This is a genomic window from Paenibacillus sp. FSL H8-0282, assembly GCF_037963825.1.
In the GTDB taxonomy this organism is placed as follows: domain Bacteria; phylum Bacillota; class Bacilli; order Paenibacillales; family Paenibacillaceae; genus Paenibacillus_AQ; species Paenibacillus_AQ odorifer.
In genome coordinates this window covers 390,440-411,484 of record NZ_CP150146.1, presented here as the reverse complement: position 1 = coordinate 411,484, position 21,045 = coordinate 390,440, and the positions used below count along the sequence as shown (strand labels likewise).

Sequence of the window (21,045 nt, the reverse complement as noted above, 5' to 3'; positions counted from 1 at the left end):
CCTCTGCCTACTTACTCTGCACCTGAAGTGATTTCCTCGTTATACAATAAAAACGCTTCCAATTCGTCCAAGGTTGGCATGGCATCCGAACAGCTGTGGCGGGAGATGACAATGGATGCCGACGCGCTGCCGCGGCGCATGGCCTCACCGACGCTTTCTCCCCGCATTAGACTGTGAATGAAGGCTGAGGCGTAAGAATCTCCGGCTCCAAATGTCTTCAATACTTTAGCGGGAAAAATACCGCTCCGATGCTTCTGCCCATCCGCTGTGTAGGAGATTGAACCACTCCCGCCATGCTTGATAACGACCAGCTTTGCTTGGTGCGAGAACCAGCGGTTAACTGTTGCTTCGTCATCTGCATCTGTCACATTGTACAGGCTCTCCATCATATTAAATTCCTCACGGGTACCGATGATACAATCGCATTTCTCAGCTGCCAGATTATAATAGACCGCTGTTTCTGCGGCTGACTTCCAAGTATAGGGGCGATAATCCAGATCAAAAAATACAGTGACATTGTGCTTGCGGGCGAACTCCAAAGCGACAAACACAGCCTCACGGGACGGACTTTGTGCCAGTGCAGTACCTGAGATCAGCAGTGCCTTGGACTTCCGAATATACTCTTCCGAGATCTCCTCCGTACTCAGCAGCAAATCAGCCACATGATCCCGGTACATCAGAATGCTGCACTCCTGAGGACTCTTTATTTCAGTAAAAGCAAGCCCAGTCACTGCACCAGTCTGGTCAACACTCACCTGGCTATCGTCAATGCCATTCCTTTGCAGATAAGTTCGGATAAAACGGCCCATCTGATCATCGGATATCTTACCGATAAAGCCAGTGCGCATCCCTAGCCGTGCTGCTCCAATTACGATATTGGCGGGAGAGCCGCCGACATATTTGGTAAACGTCAGTGTCTCTTCCATTGGTCTTCCGGTTTCATTAGCGTTTAAGTCAATACAGAGCCGACCGACAGCAATTAAATCCAGCGGTCGTGCAGGATCGAACTGTAAACCGTTCATTATGACGCCTCCTTGAGAAAACTTCAGTAAAATGGATTAATGAGATACAACAATCATCGGGAGATGGGTTAAGCGCTTAACCTAATTTCCATTAGTATAGTTTAGAAATTGGAGTTTGGCAATCCTGAACTTAAACGAAGTTGGGAACTGAACCCATGTACCAGAAAAAAACAAAGAAAAGACCTGTCCCTCGCCGCTAAGCGAGGTACAGGTCTTCAGATAGGAGTCGGCGTTCTTACTCCGTTTGTAGAGTTTGTGCCTTCCTAATGCGGTGCCGGTCCGGTGGAATGGCGGACTATCAGTTCCGGCATCAGCATGATCTTGCGCTTAGGACTATCGGGATTGTCGATAGATTCGTTCAGCAGAATCATCGCCTGTTCCGTCATCTCACGCAGAGGCTGAGCAATGCTGGTCAAGGTGGGATGGCAAATTTCAGCCAGCATTGTATTGTCAAAACCCACCACGGACAGATCACGGGGTATTGACAAGCCTGTGCTGCGCGCCTCCTTCAATATCCCAATCGCGAGCAGATCGTTGCAGGCGAATATGGCGGTCGGCCGGTCTTCCTGCGCCTGAGCCAGCATCGCGGCAGCCGCTTTGCGGCCGTTCTCCAGCGTGGCTGAAGTATGCGTGAGATTAGCCGGATTGTCAAAGCCAACACCCGCTGCCTTGAGCGCATCCATAAAGCCTTCCACGCGCAGCTTACTCCCCGGTAAATTGTCAGAGATAATGCCGAGCCTGCGATGGCCCAACGACAACAGATATTCTGTCGCCTGATAGCCTCCCTTATAGTCATCCACCGTGACGCTGTTGCTCTCCATCCTCCGGATATCAGCCGAAAATAACACAAGCGGTACGTGATCAGCCAGCAGGCGGCGGACCATATCCGGATTCCCTGTATGAGAAGCAATGATTATACCGTCCACCCGTTTGCGCAGGAGCAGTGAGATATACCGGGCCGCCTTCTCATCATCCCGGTCTGTACTGCATACAATCAAGTCGCTTCCCTGCTCCTGGGCATAATCCTCAATACCTCGGGCCGCCTCAGCAAAAAAAGGGTTGGAAATATCGGGAATCATCAGCCCGATCGTTCCCGTTCGGCGACTCGTCAGCGCAGAGGCCACCAGACTCGGCTGGTAATTCAGCTCCTCCATGATCCGATGAACCTTCTCCCGTGTCTTATCGCTAATTCTCCCGTTCTTGTTCAACACCTTGGACACCGTAGCGATGGAGACTCCCGCTTCCCGTGCCACATCATATATCGTAGGTTTCATCGTTAGTGAGCCCGCCTTTACGTTCGTACAATCCTATACCTAGATTATAAGGAACTCTTCTGACAGTGTCTATTCAGCGGTGCAAGAGACTCTGTTACTGTGGCGATCATTTGGTCAATACATCGACACAAAGAAGGAGCCTCCGCCTTGCGGAAGCCCCCTTTTCGTGCGTGCTGCTACACTATTTCTTCTTATCCTTCTGGTGTTGCTGCATCTCGAACAGCCATTCATGTTCCGGATCATTATGAAAAACCCATGTGCGGACCGGACCTGCCATCACATTGAGATAATAAGAATCATAACCCGGCGGTGCCGATACAGGATGATAGCCCTCCGGAACCAATACAATACTGCGGTCAGACACGGCCATCGTCTCATCAAGGCTGCGATCGTCATTATACACCCGCTGCACTACAAAACCATGAGCCGGGTTAACCCGGTGGTAGTATGTCTCTTCCAGGTAAGACTCAGCAGGTAGATTGTCACAGTCATGCTTGTGCGGAGGATAGCTGGACCAATTGCCGCCACCCGTACGTACTTCCACGACCAGCAGGCTCTCGGCTTCACTCTGCTCAGGCAAAATGTTGACCACTCGCCGTGACATACTGCCACAACCGCGGGCTTCGGCCACAGTATCGCACGGAGCGATCAAACGCGGCGCATATTTGCCCGTTCCTGGTGCAAGGCAAACCGCAAGTTCCAGCTCCGTCAAGGCCGTAACTTCATAATGCCCTCCCGCCGGAATATACACCGCATACGGCGGCAAATCCTCAAATACAGACATACGTTCACCGATCCCGGCGAACAACTGGGCGCCTGCTCTCACATCCGCCTTGCCCGCCAGCAGCACCAGACAGATTTCATTCCCTTCCGCGCTGCGGCTCAGCGTATCCCCAACCTGCAGCTGGTACACTTCAAAACCTACATACTCCCATCCAGCGCTCTCCTTGCTAACTGCCGCTACAAGTCCATCTTTGCCGGGTGCTCCGGCTTTTATGATTAGATTGGACATCTTCACAGACCTCCCCCATCTTCCTTCAGCATCTGCATCCGCTTACAAAGCTTGTGTTGCCGATATTCCCTCTCCGGCACAAGAATACAACTTGACCGGAAGCCCGGTAAGATAGGATTCCTTAGCGGCTTCGGCAATCCGTTCCGCCTGTTGCCCGTCAAGCCCGCTGCAAATGATAGGCTCCTGCAGGCGGATTGCCCGGGCAAACGCGGCAACCTCTTCTACGAAAGCCTGGTTATACCGCTCGAGAAAGAAATGAAGCGGCTGATCGCGTGTGACCGAAGCAGCGGTTGAAACCTCTACAGTTGTTGGACGGCAGTTGTCGGCGGTGGCTGAGCCGCAGGAACCGAACACCTCCACGCGTTGATCATAACCATATACAGCCTTACGGCTGTTATCAATGACGCAGATTGCGCCACTGGCAAAGGTCAGCGTGATGACAGCTGTATCCACATCATCGCAGCGCCCAAACATCGGATCAACGAGATTGGCACCTCGGGTATAAACTTCTGTTACTTCCTCACCCATCAGATAACGGGCCATATCAAAATCGTGAATCGTCATATCCATAAACATCCCGCCGGAAGACCGCACATAAGCCTCACCCGGAGGCTGCGGATCACGTGATGTAATCTTCACAATATGTGGACTGCCTAGCTCTCCTGATTGAACCAGTTGCTTAAGTTTGCGGAAGCTAGGGTCCATTCGCCGGTTGAAGCCGACCTGTAGCAATACACCCTCATCCTCCACTATCTTCAGTGCCTGGTGGGTAAACTCTGACGACAGGCTGATCGGCTTTTCACAGAAAATATGTTTTCCAGCCCGGGCTGCTAGCTCAATCCAAGAGGCGTGGGTATCCGTAGGTGTGCAGATAAACACAGCCTCGATCTCAGGGTCATTAAGAATGTCTTGCCCATTCACAAATGCAGAGCCAAGATTCCGGCTCTCTGCCCAGACCAGCAATTCCTCACTTACCACAGCCTCCGCAATGGATTTCAACTTAAACGACGGCATCACACGCAGATTATCTGCATGAAGCCGGCCAATTCTGCCTGCCCCAATAATGCCAACTACGATCGGATTTACCATGTTTGCTTATCCTCCCTCGAGGTAAGCGCTTAACCATCCCGAAAATAGTATACTCCAAGCACAAGTGAAGTTACAAGCAAATATTTCTCCAGCTTTTTTAACTCTCTCCTTAGCTATCTACTCCTCCTCAACAGTAATGTAACGCTTCACCTAGTGCGACTAAAACCATGGCCTGTCCGTAGGCCATAGGGGCAATAATGATTTCCTTATAATCTTCTTTTGCAGCACCAATCGGAGTGCCGCCGGATACACCAAGCACCGTGCCTTCATCGTCAATTCTGTCCAGCACCGCCCGGATCGCTTTCAGGGCATGATTTGCATACGATTCCGGCAACAACCCCCTGCGTACGCTATGCAAAATACCCGCTGCGATAGCTGCTGAGCCTGACGTTTCAGTATAACTGCTAGAGTCGTCTAGCAGCGTATGCCATAATCCGTCTCCGCTCTGGCAGGCTAATAAAGCTGTTGCCTGTGCGTTCAGGATCGCTTGAAGATATTCAAACACTCCACTGTCCAGATACGGCCCCATCAACTCCAGGTATTCAGGCAGACCGAGTGTAAACCAGCTATTGCCCCGGCACCAGAAGGCTTCACTGAAATTATGCCGGCCGCCAAAATGCCAGCCATGAAAAAAAAGCCCCTTCTTCTTATCATAAAGGTATTTGATATGCAACAACAGTTGGTAAAGCGACGCTTGCCGCCATGCGGAATTATCGTATTTCACACCCATTTTTGCCGTGAACAAAATAGCCATAAATAACGTATCAATCCAGATTTCATTATCATTGAGCGTAACTTTATCCTTGCTCGCTCCTGTTGTGACATGCTGATAACCAGACTCCTCCGTCCGCGGCAGGCCATGCATCAACCACTGCACCCATTCCAGGCTTAATTCCTCCGCTTCCTTCAGTTCCATTAATGACAGCAACGGCGCTGTTGTATTGATATTCCGGCTCGGCAGTCCCTTGCCCAGTTGCTTGCTCATCCAAAGCTTGGCATATTCTTGATAACGCTCATCCTTGAAATGCTGCTCAAGCTTTTGAAGTCCGTAAAGCCCCACTCCCTGCGGCCAATCCCATTCCTCCATGCCAAAATCACGGGCAAAATACCCCCGTCGTCCCGCATCCTCCCCTAAATTTTGCAGTTCGGCTTCGTTTTCCGGCCGCTCCAGCTTCAGCAGCTTATCCGTCACGCGGTTCAGCTTTTCAATGATCTCAACTTTACTAATCCGGCTGTTGTTCATCTGTTTCCCGCCCCTTCGCCTGCTATTTTGGGTCTTCCCTCATGTTGGGTAGTTCCATTCACCCGTAATATATCAAACCATTCCATACAAAAACTACTTTATATTTGCTGTAATAACCCTCATATATTGCAAATCTTGCTTTTCTGAACCTATAATAAGTGCATATTACAGAATAAGGCGGTGAGAGCATTTGCTTGAAAGCGACTTACTGTACGAACAAGGGTATAGCGTACGTATCAACACGCCCGTTGACCCCCTTTTTTATTATTTTGATTATGACCAGCGTTCTCATGATATCAATATGGAGTTTCAGCATTTTCATGATTTTTACGAGATTCATATCTTAATGGATTCCCGAGCCACTCATATTATCGATGGGAATGTCTGCGCCCTCCAGCAGTATGACATCGTGCTCCTGCGTCCTTATCGGATGCATAAGACACAATATCCGGAAGGGCCGCCGTTTAAGCGGCTGATCATAAACTTCGCCATGCCCAAGGATATACCCGGTTTAGAGAACGCTTACAAAAGTATGTTCCTCTCATTTTGGGAAGAAATACCGATCTACCGTTTGCCAAAAGAGTTACGCAAAGCCGTGTTTGATCCTCTTAACGCTATCTTCACCTTATCACACAGCACTTCACCGTTAAATCCAGTACTGATTCACAGCCTTTTCCAACAGTTCCTCTGTGCTTTATACCAGCGTAGAGACCAGAACAGCTATGTCCCAGAGGAGATCGGAAATGCCATTATGCAAAAAATCTACTCGATCACCGCATACATCCATAGCCATTACAACAGCGAGTTGTCCCTTGATTTCCTCGCTAAAGAGTTCTTTATCAGCTCCTATTACTTATCACACCAATTTAAGTTAATTACCGGCTCCACGCTGACAGAATATATTCAGATGACCCGGGTCCGTAATGCCCAGCAATCGCTGATCTACACCCGCCTGAAGATTTCCGAGATCGCCGGGCAATGCGGATTCAACAGCTTCTCCCAGTTCAACCGCATATTCAATAAACTTAGCGGGATGTCCCCATCCGAGTTCCGCAAGAACCAGGTCATATCCAACACTGCTTCGACCACACTGTCCTATTGATGTACTTGCTTACCTAGTTACTAAAAATCCGCTGTGCGTCCGACAAATCTATCTACCCTCTAAGTAACTATATTGAGCAGTAACAGAGGCAATGTTTAGACGCAAAAGAGAGACGAAGGGAAAGGGATAGCAAAAGCGATGGTGCAGGCACACACATGTTGGTATAGATGCAGGTACTGGTGTAGGTGCTCGTAGTGATGTAGGTGCTGGTGATGTAGGTACTGATGTTGGTGTTGGTGCTGGGGCTGGGGCTGGGGCTGGGGCTGGGGCTGGGGCTGGGGCTGGGGCTGGGGCTGGGGCTGGTGCAAGGGTAATCACATTTAACTGTATTTCATACAACTATTTTTTCACGCATCACGCCACCATTAGATATAGCTGTATTTGGTGCAGCTATTTCCTTGGTTTTTTCGCCTCTAAGCAACATCTCGAGTTTTTAGTTGTACAGAATACAACTAAAATCCGAAGATTCACTATTTCATACGGAATAGTTGCACAGAATGCAGTTACTTCTCAGATCCCAGCAAAACTCCTTCTCCCAATTGAAGATAATCCGCCCAAACAAGTCACAGCTCAGCAAGCCACCACAAATCAAAAAAACCAGGCAGCGATTCTCCACTAACGGGAGAATCGCTGCCTGGTTCTAGCTTCAATTACATCTTAAGCCGTACGTTCCGTTGCTTTGAGACGCAGCGCTTTCTTCTCTTTCGACTTCGCCACTGGCGGTTTCAGGGAAACCGCGATGATGCAGGCCAGCAGGCACAAGAGGCCAAAGATAACAAAGGTTGGTTTAAATCCGCCTAGGAAGACGGCGATAAACGAACCGGAAAGGGCACCAATACCAAAACCTTGGTAAACGATTCCGTAGTTCTTACTGTGATTTTTCAGTCCGAAGAAGTCGCTGACAATGGCGGGGAACACCGTGATATTCCCGCCAAAGCAGAACGCAATGGCTGCTACACAAGTGAAGAAAAGTCCGAAATTCAGGGTCGCGTAGCTGAGGGTCAGCATAGCTGCCGCAGTTACAGCAAGCGATGCGCCTACCAGCTTCAAGCGACTCATTTTGTCAGATAAAGCACCCAGAATTAAACGTCCCGCTGTATTAAAGATCGCAATCATAGCCACTGCACTAGCTGCTGTCTGTACATCAAGTCCAGCCAGCTGCACGCCGATATCTTTTACAATACCGATCAAATACAGACCACACATACAAGCGGTGAAAAAGATGATAAATAGCAGATAAGCTTCTTTTGTCCGCAGCATTTCTTTGACCGTATAGTCTTTCGGTGAACTCATTACTGTAGCTGTCGTTGAACCCGCTGGTGTTGGGGCCGCTTGAACCGGAGCTTCTCTTACGAGCAAGGAACCGATTACAATCATGCCCATAACAATCAAACCCCAATACATAAATGTATTAGACACACCCACTGAGTCAATCAACCCGCCGTTAATATATTTAAAGATCAAACTCCCCGTTCCATAAGCACCAACGGACACGCCGGAGATTAAACCTTTATTATTCGGAAACCATTTAATTAAATTAGATAATGAAGTGATATAAGCTGTCCCATCCGCAAAACCAACGATCACCCCAACCAATAAATAGAACATGAAGAGTGAATTGGCTTGGGAGCTAAGAATCAATCCTAGTCCGAGCACAATCCCAGCAGTAGCAGTCAAACGGCGAAGCCCGAAACGATCCTGCAGCTTCCCTGCGAACAAGGTCGCGAAAGCGAGTGCAAAGCTCGTTATAGAAAAAGTAATCGAAACAGAGTTAAGCTCCCAACCAAATTTTGTTACCAGATGCGCATTAAATAAACTCCATGTATAGATGGTACCTAGGCCCATTTGCATAATTACTGTACCTAATACGATTAGCCACCGTTTGGTGCTTTTGCTGTCCATTGTCGTAGTCATGGTCTTTTCCTTCTTTCTCTCTCGTTGTCTGCTACAAGAGCTTCTATCGCCTCTTTATTGTAGCTAAACCAGCCGATGTTGAGAGAAATCCGGCATGAGATGACGGAAATGAAGAATGAATTGCATTTATAAGCGCATAATCTGCCTGAATTCCTTTACCTTACTACGACTTACCGGCACTTCAAAACCTAAATCATGCAGGCGCAGCAAATACGTATTGTTGAACCACGGGATGATTTCCTTGATCTTGGACAGGTTAACAATATAGGAACGATGGCAGCGAAAAAAACGATCCTGCGGCAGCCGCTGAAAGAAATCGCTAATACTAAGTGCCATGCTGTATTCCTCACCTTTAGTCATCACACTTGTACTTTTTTCCTGCGCGGAGGCGTAATAAATATCGTCGGCATTCACTACAATAATCTTTTCATTTTTCCACAGATTAACCTTGTCACTGACCGGATTACGCTCTTCTTCCCCCTGTCGTCCACGGCTGGCAAATGCATTTTCCAGCTTGTGCAGCATGGCTTTGATGCGTACCTCGCTATAAGGCTTAAGAATATAGTCAAAAGCTTCAATCTCAAACGCCTCAGCAGCATGCTCCTTATACGCAGTGATGAACACTATGTAGGGTTTTACCGAGAATCTACTGATATTTTGTGCCAAAAGCACCCCATCGATGGAGGGAATATTAATATCCAGAAAAATCACATCTACCGTATCACTCTGCAAAAATTTAAGCGCGTCCAGCCCATCTTCAAACTGTGCCGTTATATCGATCCCGCTGTGCGTCTCTATTAAATAAGCCAGCTCCTGTCTTGCCAGCTCTTCATCTTCTACGATGATCGCTCTCATTGGTCCTCCTTTTTAACATCAAAAAAGATGTTCGTCCCTTTATCCAATCTCTGAATGGTAAGTCCAGTCCCATAGATCAGCTTTACCCGTTGGTGTACATTAAACAGCCCGATTTTATTCTCCGGCATATCGCCAGTATAGACCTTCTCTATCGTTTCCTCGCTGATGCCAGCTCCGGTATCGCGAATGCCCACCCGTACGGTATCCCCGTGGTCTTTTACAGAAATCGTTACTGTTCCTGTCCCTCTTACCTTCAGTATGCCGTGTATAATCGCATTTTCTACAAGCGGCTGAATGATCAGACTGGGAATTCGAACCTGAACCTCATCAATATCATAAAGCACGTTAAGCCGGCTTCCAAAACGCGCCTTTTCGATCTCTACGTATTGCTGGACCTGCTGTAGTTCTCGTTTGATATCAATGAATTCATCGGTAAGCTCCAGATTGTATCTCATATAACCGGACAGATTCACAATCAGCTCGCGTGCCTTATCCGGGTTAATTCGAATCGAGGACGCAATCGCATTCAGTGCATTGAACAAAAAATGCGGGTTAATGCTGGTCTGCAGTGCCTTCAGCTCCGCTTTGTTCGCCATTTCCTTAATGCCTTCCACCCGCGACACTTCCATCAAGGTAGAGATCATTTGTGACAGACCCACAGCCATAGCTTGAAGCGAATAGGTAATCTTGTGGGCTTTGGTGTAATAGATTTTGAGCGCTCCCGTCACCTCACCCTTTTCCTTCAAAGGAATAATGATCAGCGACTTGATCTGCGGATTCACGTAATCACTATCATCGTTACGGATGGTAATTTCACCACTGGACAACGTTACTTTAGTTTCTTCACTGATAATATCGTTAGTTGTCTCATAATCCTCCTCACCCACGCCAACATAGGCACGAATAAACCGAGTATCCGTAATCGCTACAGCGTCTGCACCGATATCCTCTTTGATGATCTGGCAGATGGTGTGCAGCGACTCCTGATTAATATTGCGAAAATACGGCAAGGTCTTATTGGCAATATCAAGCGCCAGCTTGGACTGCTTAGCCGCGATCCGTTCCTTCTCACCTTCCACGCTCTGCACTAGCACAACAATCAGGCCGACACTAATCTGGCTCATAATCATCGGAAAAGCGATCTTGGACACGATATCCACACCCAGCGACATCGGCTGAGCCATCGCTAGAATGAGCAGCATCGTCAGTGCCTCACAGGCCATTCCCGCCAAAATCCCTGCTATCCAGCGACGTTCACCAGAGGTGCGGCGATAGATTATCCCAGACACTATGCCTGCGGTGATACTCGTAATCAGACAAGGAAGAGAGGTTACCCCTCCGATATCAATCAGAAAACGGTGAACCCCTGAGATGATGCCTGTTATAAGTCCAACCCATGGTCCGAACAAAATCCCGCCAGATACGATGGCGATAATTCGCACATTCACAAGCGAACCTTCCACATTAATCCCGCTATAAGTGCCGAAAATGGCAAATAAGCTGAAGATCATCGTCGCAATAGCAAGCTCTTGCGGAGCGTAACTCCCTTTTTGAAAAACCTCTTTAAACCGCGGCAGACGAGTCAATACAAACAGACACATCAGCAATAACGCAGCTCTTTCCAACAATTGCAGTAATATAGTAAACGTATATTGCACGGTCACCGCCTCCAAAGGTCTCGATGTCGATTCATTATAAAGATAGTTCATGCCTCTGTCCATTCAGCCTGTCCCTTTATACCTCTATTGAAACTCTTGTTGTATGATATTAACAGATTGGAAGCATGAATATTCGGAGGTGGCAGTTTGCACAAGATAGAACACGAGGCAGATATCATTCAGCTTGTACATAATGATCCCTGGATGATGGATATTTTAGAAAATGCCAGATCGCTACAGTTACCTGACTGGTGGGTTTGTGCTGGGTTTGTACGTTCAAAAATCTGGGATACCTTACATGGCTTTGAAGAGCGGACCCCTTTGCCAGATATTGATGTTATTTATTATGACGGCAGCAATCTTCATGAGGAAGTGGAAAAGCAATGGGAGGCAAAACTAAGAAATTTAAATCCCCATGTGCCATGGTCCGTTAAGAATGAAGCAAGAATGCATACCATTAACAACCTTGCGCCCTATACGTCATCTGTAGATGCCATCTCCAAGTTTCCGGAAACAGCTACAGCGCTTGGGCTTTCCTTAGATGAATACGGTAAGGTTATCCTAACCGCTCCGCATGGGATTGCAGATGTTATTAATGTAGTGTTACGGGCTACCCCTCATTTCAACAATAATCCGAACTTACTCCCTATTTATGAAAAACGAATTGCAAAAAAAAACTGGCAGGCAACGTGGAAGCAATTGCAGGTCAGCGCTACCTAAAGCTAAGTTGTGTTAGCATCGGAATAAAAAAGACAGCAAGCCTCTGCTACAGAAGGGCTTGCTGCTGTTGTTTTATTACACCGCTAAATCAATACCAACCACGCCTACTACATCTCCCTGACGATTCCGGATTGCTCTAGATAATGTAATACAAGAACGTTTCGTAATCGCGGATACATAAGGTTTAGAGACATATTCACCTTCATTCATGGCCCCATTCCACCAATCACGCCGCTTAGCATTCAACAGGCCAGCCGCTGGCTCGGAGTAGATAAAGGTTCCATCCGTCCGATTGGACCAAATGGCTTGTACATCTGGAATTTTCTTAATGTAAGCGTTCAAAACACCTTGATGAACTTCAGTATCTGGAGCGTAAAGTTCTTCCTTGGCGGAAATTGTCTCCAAGAGACTCTGCATTTCCTGAAGCCGGGCTGCATATTGGCTCATCTCAATTTCCGCTCTGCCCGCAATGCTAGTAACCGATTGCTGCAAGGATTGCGACTCCGCTAACAGATTGGCGCTGACTTCGTTCAGCTGCCCAATTTGATCCCGCTGCCGTGTCACCTGCTCCAGCGTAAGGTCTACATTGGCAATCGTCTCATTCACGATAGCCACCGCACCGCTCAGCTCCGTTGTCACTTCTACAATCAGCTTGCCCTGCTTCGCGGCAGCATCGATTGTTTCCGTCACGGCGCTGCCTACTTCATCTACTCTCGACGCGATATCATCGAGTCGAAGCTTAACCGTGCCGACCTCGTTCACCCCACGCTCCACTGAGACTTGCTCTTTCGTAACGGATTCCAGCACCTTCTGTACTCCATTATTAATGTCAAGCAAGATGCCTGAGGAGCGGTCTACCGAGCTCTTACTTTGATCAGCCAGCTGCCGAATCCGGCTGGCCACTACTGCAAATCCGCGGCCCTGTTCACCGGCCCGGGCCGCTTCAATAGAAGCATTCAGCGCGAGTAACGAGGTCTCATTCACAATGGAGTTAATCAATGTATTGATCTCCTCTACCATCGCAATATGATTACTCAGGGTAGTAAACTTAGCTAACATGTCCCCACTCTGTGTTTGCAGATCCTTCATAACCACATCTGCAATGCTCAGGGAATCTACCATTGCTGTCATTCCTTGCCGAGCATATTGCATATTCGAGCCTAGTTTTTCCGTCAATTCTTCAATATGTGCTGTAACTGAGGCTACACCGCCCATCGTCTGATAGGCCCCTTCAATATTGGCTTTAGCTTCGTTGCTGCGAATCCTTAAATCCGTTTCATACGCGTGTGAATAATCTGCTGTCTGCTGCAGCTGCTCTGTATGGCGACTGATTTCTTCAAGCGCACCATGCAGCCGATCCGAGGTAACTACAATCTCATTGCCAAGAAGCTCCACTTTGTTCTGTGACTCCTTCAGCAGCGCTTCTTTGCGATAACCGTAGCGGGATGTATTCAGCGAGAACCATCCTAGAGAACCCATAAGCAGAATAATCACCAGCTTATGCATCCAGAGCATATCAATCAATAAGCTGTACACACTGACAAGAAGCAACAGGACGACTACGAAAATCTGGTTTCGACGGATCTGCATCTTTACTTCCACTCCACTCGATTGATGTTATGTATTCTAACATTATATCAGCAGAGTTAATTAAAGGAAATACTTTCTATAGTATTCCTTTTCGATCAATCATTCCCCGGGCCAGGCAATCTCCCCTTATAAAGATGCTTGTTGATCTCCCGCTTCCAAGAGAGCCATCAAGAGGAAACCTGAGCTTATTGTCGAATATATAAGCATATTGCCACTGGAAAAGAGGATCACATTATGCGCGCCACACCTCAAACTCCTCGTCAGACCTATTGGAATCGTGTGCTTCTCAATTCATTCTGGATCATCCTGATTGTGTATTTAAGTATTCAGTTCATTGTTTCTCTATCCTTATGGAGCCAGCGTCCGGAAACCCCAACCAGGAACGATTATATTGAGCACTCGTTGATTTCTGATTCCATCATAGTGAGTTTGATCATTATTCTAGAAGTAATCTATAGATGGAGGCCTCGCTGGGCCCAACTCGCCATTACGGTTGCAAGCCATCTATTTGCGCTTTTGATTATCGTCAATCTCAGCGATGAGTTGCATGTTAAATCATTAATTATGCTGTTCCCGCTACTAGTCTCGATGATCTATCTGAAGAGCAGTTATATGATAGCCACTTCTGCTATTTCTCTACTGTACACGATCATTTTATTCACCAAGACATCCATTCACGAGTACTTCCCGATCACCCAAACAATCATTATCGCTCTTATTTTTGCAGGCACTGCTTTGGCAGGTTTTGCAGTAATCGTTCGTGGACGTGATTTGATGCAATCCCTGCAGAACTCCGTCAAGTCAGAACAGGAATTACGCATTCAGAATATAATCATGGATCGTCTATCTAAGATAGATCCCCTGACTGATCTGTATAATCACAAGACTTTTCACGAATATTTGGGTTGGCTAATCGAGCATCAGCAGAGTAATCCATTCTCCATGCAGCTTGCCGTTATGGATATCGATAATTTCAAAAAAGTAAATGATTGCTATGGACACTCCGTTGGAGATATCGTATTACAAAAAGTCGCAGCGATCCTGCTCGAGTATATCGGTCCTGATGATTTCGCCGCGCGGTACGGGGGCGAGGAATTCATTGTCATTCTGACAACCAAAACCTTTGAACAATCCTATGAAATCATGCAACAAATTCTAGCCAAAGTCGCCGATACCCCTTTTGCCGAAATGGAAGGGAAAAGCATAACCGTCAGTATCGGGATGCATGATTACACAGGTGCAGACTCCAAAAATTCTACTTTTCAGCAGGCTGATGATGCACTTTACGAAGCTAAAAACACCGGGAAGAATAAAATTGTCATCAGCTAATGGCAAGCTTCACAGATGCTGTTTATCTGTCGGAGCTTGTTTTTTTTGCAAAGCCTTAATTTCAGAAGCATTTCATACCAAAAACCCCCACCTTGAGATGAGGGCTGTGTATCCACTGCTATATTCCGTAACGCTTCTGCGGTTCCAAAAGCTCCACCACTTCCTGCTTCGGAACAGGTCTGCTAACCAGATATCCCTGTACCTTATCGCAGCCCGATTTTCTGAGGAAATCCAGCTGGCTGATCTCTTCCACTCCCTCCGCAACGACCTCCAGCCCCATATTGTGGCCCAGCTGTATAATGGTCTGCACAAAAGACTGGCTGTAAGCTTTTTCCGAAAGCGAATCGATAAAGGTTTTATCCATTTTAAGCGTAGAAATCGGCAATTGCTGCAAATAACTAAGAGATGAGTATCCCGTTCCGAAATCATCCAGCGCAATACGAATGCCTTGGGATTTGAGGAATTGAAGCTTATTCACGATACTCTCAAACGATTCCATAAAAATAGACTCGGTGATTTCCAGTTCAAGACAACTAGGCTTTAGCCCACTTTCAGCCAGACTTTCCTGCACCATCTCGACGAAATCATCCTGCAATAGTTGAATAATGGAAATGTTAACTGATATCTTGTAAGGAATGCCCATACGATCTTGAATGCCCTTCATAAAGATGCACGATTCCCTAAGCACCCATTCTCCAATATAAATAATCAGCCTGGAATCCTCGGCGATTTTGATAAAGGAAAGTGGAGATACAAAGCCCAGCGTTGGACTATTCCAGCGAATTAAAGCCTCAAAACCAGAGATTAATCCAGACTGGATATCCACCTGCGGTTGATAATATAACTCAAACTCATTATTATTCATGGCACTGCGCAAATGTTTCTCTATATTCATCCGTTCATTAAACGCAGTATGCATAGATTTGTCATATACCACATAAGTCCCCTTACCATCCTCTTTTGCCCGGTACATAGCGACATCCGCATTTTTTAAGATTTGCTCGGTGGTCTCACCATCTTCCGGATAAAAGGAAATTCCGATGCTTACGGAAACGTACAAATAACTCTCTCCGATTAAAAAGGACTGCCTGAACGCTCTCATGATACGCTCCGCCAGGTCTAGCACATCCTCGTGGTTTTCTATATCCTTAATAAAAATCACGAATTCATCCCCGCCGAGCCGAGAGAGCATATCTCCTTCCCGCACCACCGACTGCAGCCTTTTGCTAGCCTTCTGAATAAGAACATCACCGGATTTATGCCCTAAGGTATCATTGATGTATTTAAAATTATCGGTATCTACGAACAACAGCGCCGCCTTGCCTCCTGAACATTGCAGATATTTCTCCATAGATTCCAGTAGACATACACGGTTGGGTAGATTACTAAGCTCATCCACATAAGCTAGACGATGCATGTGTTTTTGATTCTCCACCAGCATATCGTATTGCTCTACAAGCTCCTGCTGTGTGGCTGTAAGCTGTTCATAGGTTGCCTCAAGCTCCTGATAACTGTTGCTCAGCTTTAGCTCTACCTGCTTCCGCTTACTAATATCAATCAGCGAACCGATAAATAACACAACTTCATTCTTTGGATCAACGATAGCTTTACCACTTACCTCAAACCAGACGAACTGATTATCTTTGGTCCGCATGCGGTATTCCGTCTCGTAGATAGGTGTTAAACCTGCCAGATGATCATGTCTTGCCTTTTGGGATGATGGCTGGTCATCGGGATGAATAATACTAAGCACCCCATTTTCGAAGGAATTGATTTCATCCTCCGTATAGCCCATGAGCTTGTACCAGCGATCCGATAGATTATACAGTCCTGTCTCCCAATCAAGCTCCCACATGTATGCACCAGAACCCTCTGTCGCGAGACTGAACCGTCGTTCACCTACTTGCAGCTTAGCAAATTGCTCCTGTAGCTCGACCTCTGTCGCTGACAGCTCTTCGTAAGTAGCTTCCAGTTCCTCATAACTTTGCTGAAGCCTTAGCTCATTTTGTTTGCGCTCATCGATATCCACTCCTACAAGCACAAAAATATCAGCTGCCTGCTTATCCAATCCTTTCAACAAGGTGGTCCGAAATGAAAAATACCGCGCTGCTGGCGAATTGTCCGGAAGTTTATGCTCGATATTATCAACATATTCAAGCTGTACGGCCCTTTCCAACAGATTCCGAATAGCCGCCGTACTGCCTGTCAGCCCCTCTATATCCTCAATGTTTTTGCCCACTACTTCATTCTCGCATAGGCCCGTCATTCGCTCAGCGTAATTGTTAAACCGAACTACCTTTTTATCCGCCTGCACAGCCCAAACCACCATACCGCTATGCTCTATTACATCTTCAAAAAATTGCTGTTCCGAATAAACCGCCCGCCGTAAGTGATTAATATACATTTTTAGCAAAACCGCACTAATGATCAGAAGGCCGAGCAGAATAATGGCTCCCACAATAAATCTATTGCGCATCATAACTTTATAATAATCTGAATGAACGAAGAAATAGTGCTGATACAGCTCTTCAAAAGCACCTGAACGATGCAGGCGATCCAATCTCTCGTTAACATAAGTCACTAGCTCCGGAGAGGATTTACTTATTGCAAAAGCGACATCCCTAGGGTAGAGATTGCTCATTTTTTTGATAATACTCCCCTTCAATTTCTGTTCAGCAATCAGATAATCAATCACTTCCTGATTCTCAAATAGAAGGTCGATTTCCCCCTTTTCTAAAGCCTTCAAAGCTTCAGGAGTCGTTGCATATTCTATGTAATTTGTAATCCCCACCTTGCTGTTCAGCACGGTTGCAGAATACTGTCCATTCCCTAACCCAATCTTATAACTTCCCAACGTCTTTAAATCGATCTCATCCTCAAGCTCTCGCCTTGCATAGATGGAAATATAATTCTTAATAACTGGATCTGAAAATAACACCTCTTGGTTACGCGACTCCGTAATTGCCATAAGACCTGCTATCTCAATATCTCCTTGAATCAGCCGACTGTATACTTCATCCCATTGCCCAGTACTGTAGTGAATAAGGTAATCCTGCTTCTCAAAAATCATCGTGCTCAAATTAATATCAAACCCGGTCAAATACCCGTTTTCTACATATTTATAAGGTGGATATTCCAGTTCTACTTGGTACCTTATATCCTCTCTTTCGGCGTGAGCGGCTGTAGGAGGTACGAGCAAAAGCAGAAAAATAATCAGAAGCAACATTGTGCACCGCTTCATTGCCCAATTCCCCTTTTTGCTAAAATTTAGAATTTAAAGCATTATTCTAAAAAGTATTCGACAAAATATGGTAAGATTCCTGCTAATTCTTTCCTAAAACCACACATTATACGCAAATCCCCATCTTTCGATGGACTCTTTTATTTGTAAATGATAAAAGTTACGAAGTCTTGATTTTTATATTGCTTTTTACATAGAAAATGTGGATAATAGCAATAACGATAAACGTTGATAATGATTATCATTATTATAAGCGTTAATAATTTCAATTTACTATATTTAAGTTAAAAGGAGACTGATCACCCATGAACGTTACCTCTGCCCGAACAACATTACAGGTTGACGATTATCTGGATCTGCTCAATCTTGCCGTTAAAGTTGGAGATTTGAAATGGCAAAAAGAAATTAAATCCAGATTGCAATACATTCTCTGTCTGCCGACAAGATAATACTTCCGAGTATACGCCGTGTTCCCTTATTTTTTGGGGGCATGGCTTTTTTTGTTGGTATGCAGACATAACTATATAATAATTGGAGTATCTCCAGGTCACCTGATGGTTAATGATATAGTATAATTATCAGCATAATATATTGAATAAAAAGTCCTTCAGATCGGAGCGTGTCAGCTTGAAAAAGTATATAGCTTTATTCTTAATGCTCAGCCTGTTATGGGTACCTGGTGCATACGCCGCTGGAATTCCTGCACAGCAGGGATTTGTTACCGATAACGCTGAAATGTTCAGTTCCGCAGAAGCCGCATCTATTTCTGCTACCGCCACTGGAGAACTCATGACCATCCATGTACTCACTGTAGATTCCACAGACGGTACTCCAGCTGATAAGTATGCAGACAAGGTTTACGACTCGTGGAAACTGTCCACGCGGGATCTTCTACTGCTGATCTCCGCTGGTGACCAGTCCATTGAGCTAAATTTCTTAAATCCAGACTTTCAAAGCTCGTTAAATACTTGGTCTAAGAATCAGGGAGGGTCCTCGGGAAGTTCAGCCATCCAAAAACTGCTCGACACCTATTTCATTCCTTATGCCAAAAAAGGGGACTTCGCTGGCGGGACAAAGGCTTTGATTAATGCCATCCATTCCATCGGAGATCGTGCCGGCAATACTGGAGGAACCGCAGGAAGCGGGAGCGCAGCCGGGGTCGGGAATGATGTAAACCGCTCCAGCAGCTCCATGTTTATGATTGCAGCGATTCTTATCGGAGCCCTTCTAATCCTCCTTCTACTCTTTGTAATGGTTACAGGTCTGCGTCGACGCAAGCAACTTAGCGAGCAACAGAAACAGTTATCTAATTTAATGGTCCAGGCAAATCGGGCACTGGAATCGCTAAACCCTTTTCAAGGGATCGTTCAAGGGAAGACGGGAGAACTAGTCGAAGGTATTTCCAAGCGGCTGTCCGCCAAGCTCGTTGAAATCTCCGCACTACAAAGCGAAGGTCAAGGCGTTCAGCCAGCATTTTATCGCTTGGCTGCCCTCAAGACAGCCGTGAAACAATTGCAGCAGACCGAAGCTGCCTTCCGCACAGCGCTTGAAGAGGAAGAGAAACACATAGCTGTCATTAGCGAAGCTGACCGCAATGTCAAACAGCGTATTACAGAGCTGAAAGAGGATACGCCAGAGCTTGAAGAACAGCTGCAAGGTGCAGTTAAAGAAACCGGGTATGAGCTTCAAGAAATTGTAGAGGAACTTAAAGAGCTTGCGGAGGAAACTGCTAAGGCAGACCAATTGGAGCTTTTTGATCCCATTGCTGCACAAGAGGTTACCGAGGATGCACAGGAACGTCAGGAAAAAATCGAACAGGATCTGAAGGATGTTGATCTCTATGATGATAAGCTAAACAAATTTCCTACGGTATTAGCTGCGGCACGTGCCAAAATCACCGGGATCATTGAACAGAATTCACTGCACAATATGAAGGTTAAGCCATATGACCACCTAGAGCAAGCCCGCGTAGAATCGTTGACTCTTGAAGCGCCGCTGCGTATAGGAGATATGGATGAGGTGCGCAGAATCGGCGCCAGTCTAGATCTGCTTCTGGATGAAGCTGTTGCTATGACAGAGCAGCAAGCACTGCTGCGGCAGAATAACCGCAGAGATCTAGAGACATTCCGCACCACATGGAGCCACTTGAAGCAGCGGCGAGACGAGCTGCAGGCCCGAATTACAGAAGCACGTGTACATTTCGAAGAACAGCATATAGTTAGCGTAGAGAACATTCTGACGGAGTGGAGCACACGTCTTCGGGAAGGCGCAGGTGAAGTGGCGCAAATTGAGAACTGGACCAGTGATGAACGGGGCGAATATGACAAGGCCCACGATGCGCTGGAGCGCTTGCTGTCCTTGCAGGATGAAGCTGGCCGGCAATATGACGGCGTCTCTGAAAGTCTAAATGCATTAAATGAAAGACTGGATAAAGTACAACGTCTCTTCTCCGAAGGACAAAGTCGGGTAGAGACGACCCAGCGAATGCTGCACAGCAGAGGCTTGTCTTCCAGAATCCGCTTTGAGTTATCCTTACTGCCGGAATATAGCCAGTTGGAGCAACGGTTGTCATCCCGGCCTTACAACCTGGAGGAACTGGAATCGATTGGCCGCGCTTATGACGCTCAGATCACTTCCTTTGTGAATGAAGCGAACCGAATCATTCGCCAAAAAGAAGAGGAAGAACGGCTTGCCCAGCTAGCCATGATGAGAGAGCAACAGCGGCGTGCGCAAGCCCGTAAACGGATGTCCTCTGGTCCTCCTTCTTCAGGCGGATTCGGTGGGGGACGTTCCTCCGGCGGCTCTTCCTGGGGTGGTGGCGGCAGTGGCGGCAAATCCTCCGGCGGCTCTTCTTGGGGCGGTGGCGGCGGCAAATCCGGTGGAAATTCATCGGGTGGCTCTAAGTGGTAATTCCTCACCATTAGATGCAAATGGATATACAAAAAGACTCTTTCGCTTATATGGGCGGAAGAGTCTTTTTAATTATGAATTATTAT

15 protein-coding genes are annotated in these 21,045 nt (G+C 46.7%); 5 read left to right on the top strand and 10 right to left on the bottom strand.

All coding sequences use genetic code 11. From position 1 onward, the window contains the following. Window positions 1-11: 11 nt before the first annotated feature. From iolC to NST94_RS01790, 5 genes are all read right to left on the bottom strand, one after another. Window positions 12-1,022 carry a 5-dehydro-2-deoxygluconokinase gene (iolC, locus tag NST94_RS01810; RefSeq protein WP_339281580.1) on the bottom strand — a complete coding sequence of 337 codons (1,011 nt, stop codon included), beginning with the start codon at window positions 1,020-1,022 and terminating at the stop codon, window positions 12-14. Between the two features lie 263 nt (window positions 1,023-1,285). Beyond that, complete coding sequence (locus NST94_RS01805) at window positions 1,286-2,296, bottom strand: LacI family DNA-binding transcriptional regulator (RefSeq protein WP_339281579.1); 1,011 nt, start codon at window positions 2,294-2,296, stop codon at window positions 1,286-1,288. A 181-nt stretch (window positions 2,297-2,477) separates the two neighbouring features. Continuing rightward, window positions 2,478-3,308, bottom strand: coding sequence for a 5-deoxy-glucuronate isomerase (iolB, locus tag NST94_RS01800; protein ID WP_076185620.1), 831 nt, complete (start codon window positions 3,306-3,308; stop codon window positions 2,478-2,480). Window positions 3,309-3,350: 42 nt separating this feature from the next. Continuing rightward, window positions 3,351-4,397 carry an inositol 2-dehydrogenase gene (iolG, locus tag NST94_RS01795; RefSeq protein ID WP_339281578.1) on the bottom strand — a complete coding sequence of 349 codons (1,047 nt, stop codon included), beginning with the start codon at window positions 4,395-4,397 and terminating at the stop codon, window positions 3,351-3,353. 127 nt (window positions 4,398-4,524) lie between these two features. Continuing rightward, window positions 4,525-5,640, bottom strand: a complete 1,116-nt coding sequence (locus NST94_RS01790) for a glycoside hydrolase family 88 protein (protein WP_339281577.1) — start codon at window positions 5,638-5,640, stop codon at window positions 4,525-4,527. Window positions 5,641-5,830: 190 nt separating this feature from the next. Between NST94_RS01790 and NST94_RS01785 the strand changes: the two genes are divergently transcribed. Further along, window positions 5,831-6,742 (top strand): AraC family transcriptional regulator, encoded by a 912-nt coding sequence (locus tag NST94_RS01785; protein ID WP_339281576.1) that lies wholly within the window; start codon window positions 5,831-5,833, stop codon window positions 6,740-6,742. A gap of 657 nt (window positions 6,743-7,399) precedes the next feature. On the opposite strand, the gene NST94_RS01780 is transcribed toward NST94_RS01785, so the two are convergent. The 3 genes from NST94_RS01780 to NST94_RS01770 all read right to left on the bottom strand — a co-directional run bounded on the left by NST94_RS01780 (window position 7,400) and on the right by NST94_RS01770 (window position 11,112). Then, window positions 7,400-8,656 (bottom strand): OFA family MFS transporter, encoded by a 1,257-nt coding sequence (locus NST94_RS01780; RefSeq protein ID WP_339281575.1) that lies wholly within the window; start codon window positions 8,654-8,656, stop codon window positions 7,400-7,402. Window positions 8,657-8,782: 126 nt separating this feature from the next. Then, complete coding sequence (locus NST94_RS01775) at window positions 8,783-9,511, bottom strand: LytTR family DNA-binding domain-containing protein (RefSeq protein WP_076275969.1); 729 nt, start codon at window positions 9,509-9,511, stop codon at window positions 8,783-8,785. Beyond that, entirely contained in the window at window positions 9,508-11,112 is a 1,605-nt protein-coding gene (locus NST94_RS01770; RefSeq protein ID WP_280513476.1) for a sensor histidine kinase, read from the bottom strand. Before NST94_RS01770 ends, NST94_RS01775 begins: the two co-directional genes overlap by 4 nt. Window positions 11,113-11,373: 261 nt before the next feature. Here NST94_RS01770 and NST94_RS01765 point away from each other — a divergent pair, with 261 nt between their 5' ends. Continuing rightward, window positions 11,374-11,889: a nucleotidyltransferase family protein gene (locus NST94_RS01765; RefSeq protein WP_076282400.1), complete on the top strand. Its 516-nt coding sequence runs from the start codon at window positions 11,374-11,376 to the stop codon at window positions 11,887-11,889. 75 nt (window positions 11,890-11,964) lie between these two features. Here the strand turns inward: NST94_RS01765 and NST94_RS01760 are convergent, their stop codons facing one another. Then, complete coding sequence (locus tag NST94_RS01760; protein ID WP_076192691.1) at window positions 11,965-13,479, bottom strand: methyl-accepting chemotaxis protein; 1,515 nt, start codon at window positions 13,477-13,479, stop codon at window positions 11,965-11,967. A 234-nt stretch (window positions 13,480-13,713) separates the two neighbouring features. Here NST94_RS01760 and NST94_RS01755 point away from each other — a divergent pair, with 234 nt between their 5' ends. Further along, on the top strand, window positions 13,714-14,808 hold the full coding sequence (locus NST94_RS01755) for a GGDEF domain-containing protein (RefSeq protein WP_339281574.1): 1,095 nt from the start codon (window positions 13,714-13,716) through the stop codon (window positions 14,806-14,808). Window positions 14,809-14,926: 118 nt separating this feature from the next. On the opposite strand, the gene NST94_RS01750 is transcribed toward NST94_RS01755, so the two are convergent. Beyond that, a complete protein-coding gene (locus tag NST94_RS01750) occupies window positions 14,927-18,049 on the bottom strand; it encodes an EAL domain-containing protein (RefSeq protein ID WP_076282361.1) in 3,123 nt (1,040 codons plus the stop codon). Window positions 18,050-18,354: 305 nt separating this feature from the next. On the opposite strand from NST94_RS01750, the gene NST94_RS01745 reads away from it, so the two are divergent. Beyond that, on the top strand, window positions 18,355-18,498 hold the full coding sequence (locus NST94_RS01745) for a hypothetical protein (RefSeq protein ID WP_339281573.1): 144 nt from the start codon (window positions 18,355-18,357) through the stop codon (window positions 18,496-18,498). Between the two features lie 178 nt (window positions 18,499-18,676). Next, complete coding sequence (locus NST94_RS01740; protein ID WP_339281572.1) at window positions 18,677-20,959, top strand: TPM domain-containing protein; 2,283 nt, start codon at window positions 18,677-18,679, stop codon at window positions 20,957-20,959. The last annotated feature ends 86 nt before the right edge of the window (window positions 20,960-21,045 follow it).

Coding starts and splice junctions, on each gene's coding strand:
- NST94_RS01745 (WP_339281573.1), top strand. CDS start 18,355: ATGAACGTTACCTCTGCCCGAACAACATTACAGGTTGACGATTATCTG.
- NST94_RS01760 (WP_076192691.1), bottom strand. CDS start 13,479: ATGCAGATCCGTCGAAACCAGATTTTCGTAGTCGTCCTGTTGCTTCTT.
- NST94_RS01770 (WP_280513476.1), bottom strand. CDS start 11,112: ATGTGTCTGTTTGTATTGACTCGTCTGCCGCGGTTTAAAGAGGTTTTT.
- NST94_RS01755 (WP_339281574.1), top strand. CDS start 13,714: ATGCGCGCCACACCTCAAACTCCTCGTCAGACCTATTGGAATCGTGTG.
- iolB (WP_076185620.1), bottom strand. CDS start 3,308: ATGTCCAATCTAATCATAAAAGCCGGAGCACCCGGCAAAGATGGACTT.
- NST94_RS01805 (WP_339281579.1), bottom strand. CDS start 2,296: ATGAAACCTACGATATATGATGTGGCACGGGAAGCGGGAGTCTCCATC.
- NST94_RS01750 (WP_076282361.1), bottom strand. CDS start 18,049: ATGAAGCGGTGCACAATGTTGCTTCTGATTATTTTTCTGCTTTTGCTC.
- iolG (WP_339281578.1), bottom strand. CDS start 4,397: ATGGTAAATCCGATCGTAGTTGGCATTATTGGGGCAGGCAGAATTGGC.
- NST94_RS01775 (WP_076275969.1), bottom strand. CDS start 9,511: ATGAGAGCGATCATCGTAGAAGATGAAGAGCTGGCAAGACAGGAGCTG.
- iolC (WP_339281580.1), bottom strand. CDS start 1,022: ATGAACGGTTTACAGTTCGATCCTGCACGACCGCTGGATTTAATTGCT.
- NST94_RS01765 (WP_076282400.1), top strand. CDS start 11,374: ATGATGGATATTTTAGAAAATGCCAGATCGCTACAGTTACCTGACTGG.
- NST94_RS01780 (WP_339281575.1), bottom strand. CDS start 8,656: ATGACTACGACAATGGACAGCAAAAGCACCAAACGGTGGCTAATCGTA.
- NST94_RS01790 (WP_339281577.1), bottom strand. CDS start 5,640: ATGAACAACAGCCGGATTAGTAAAGTTGAGATCATTGAAAAGCTGAAC.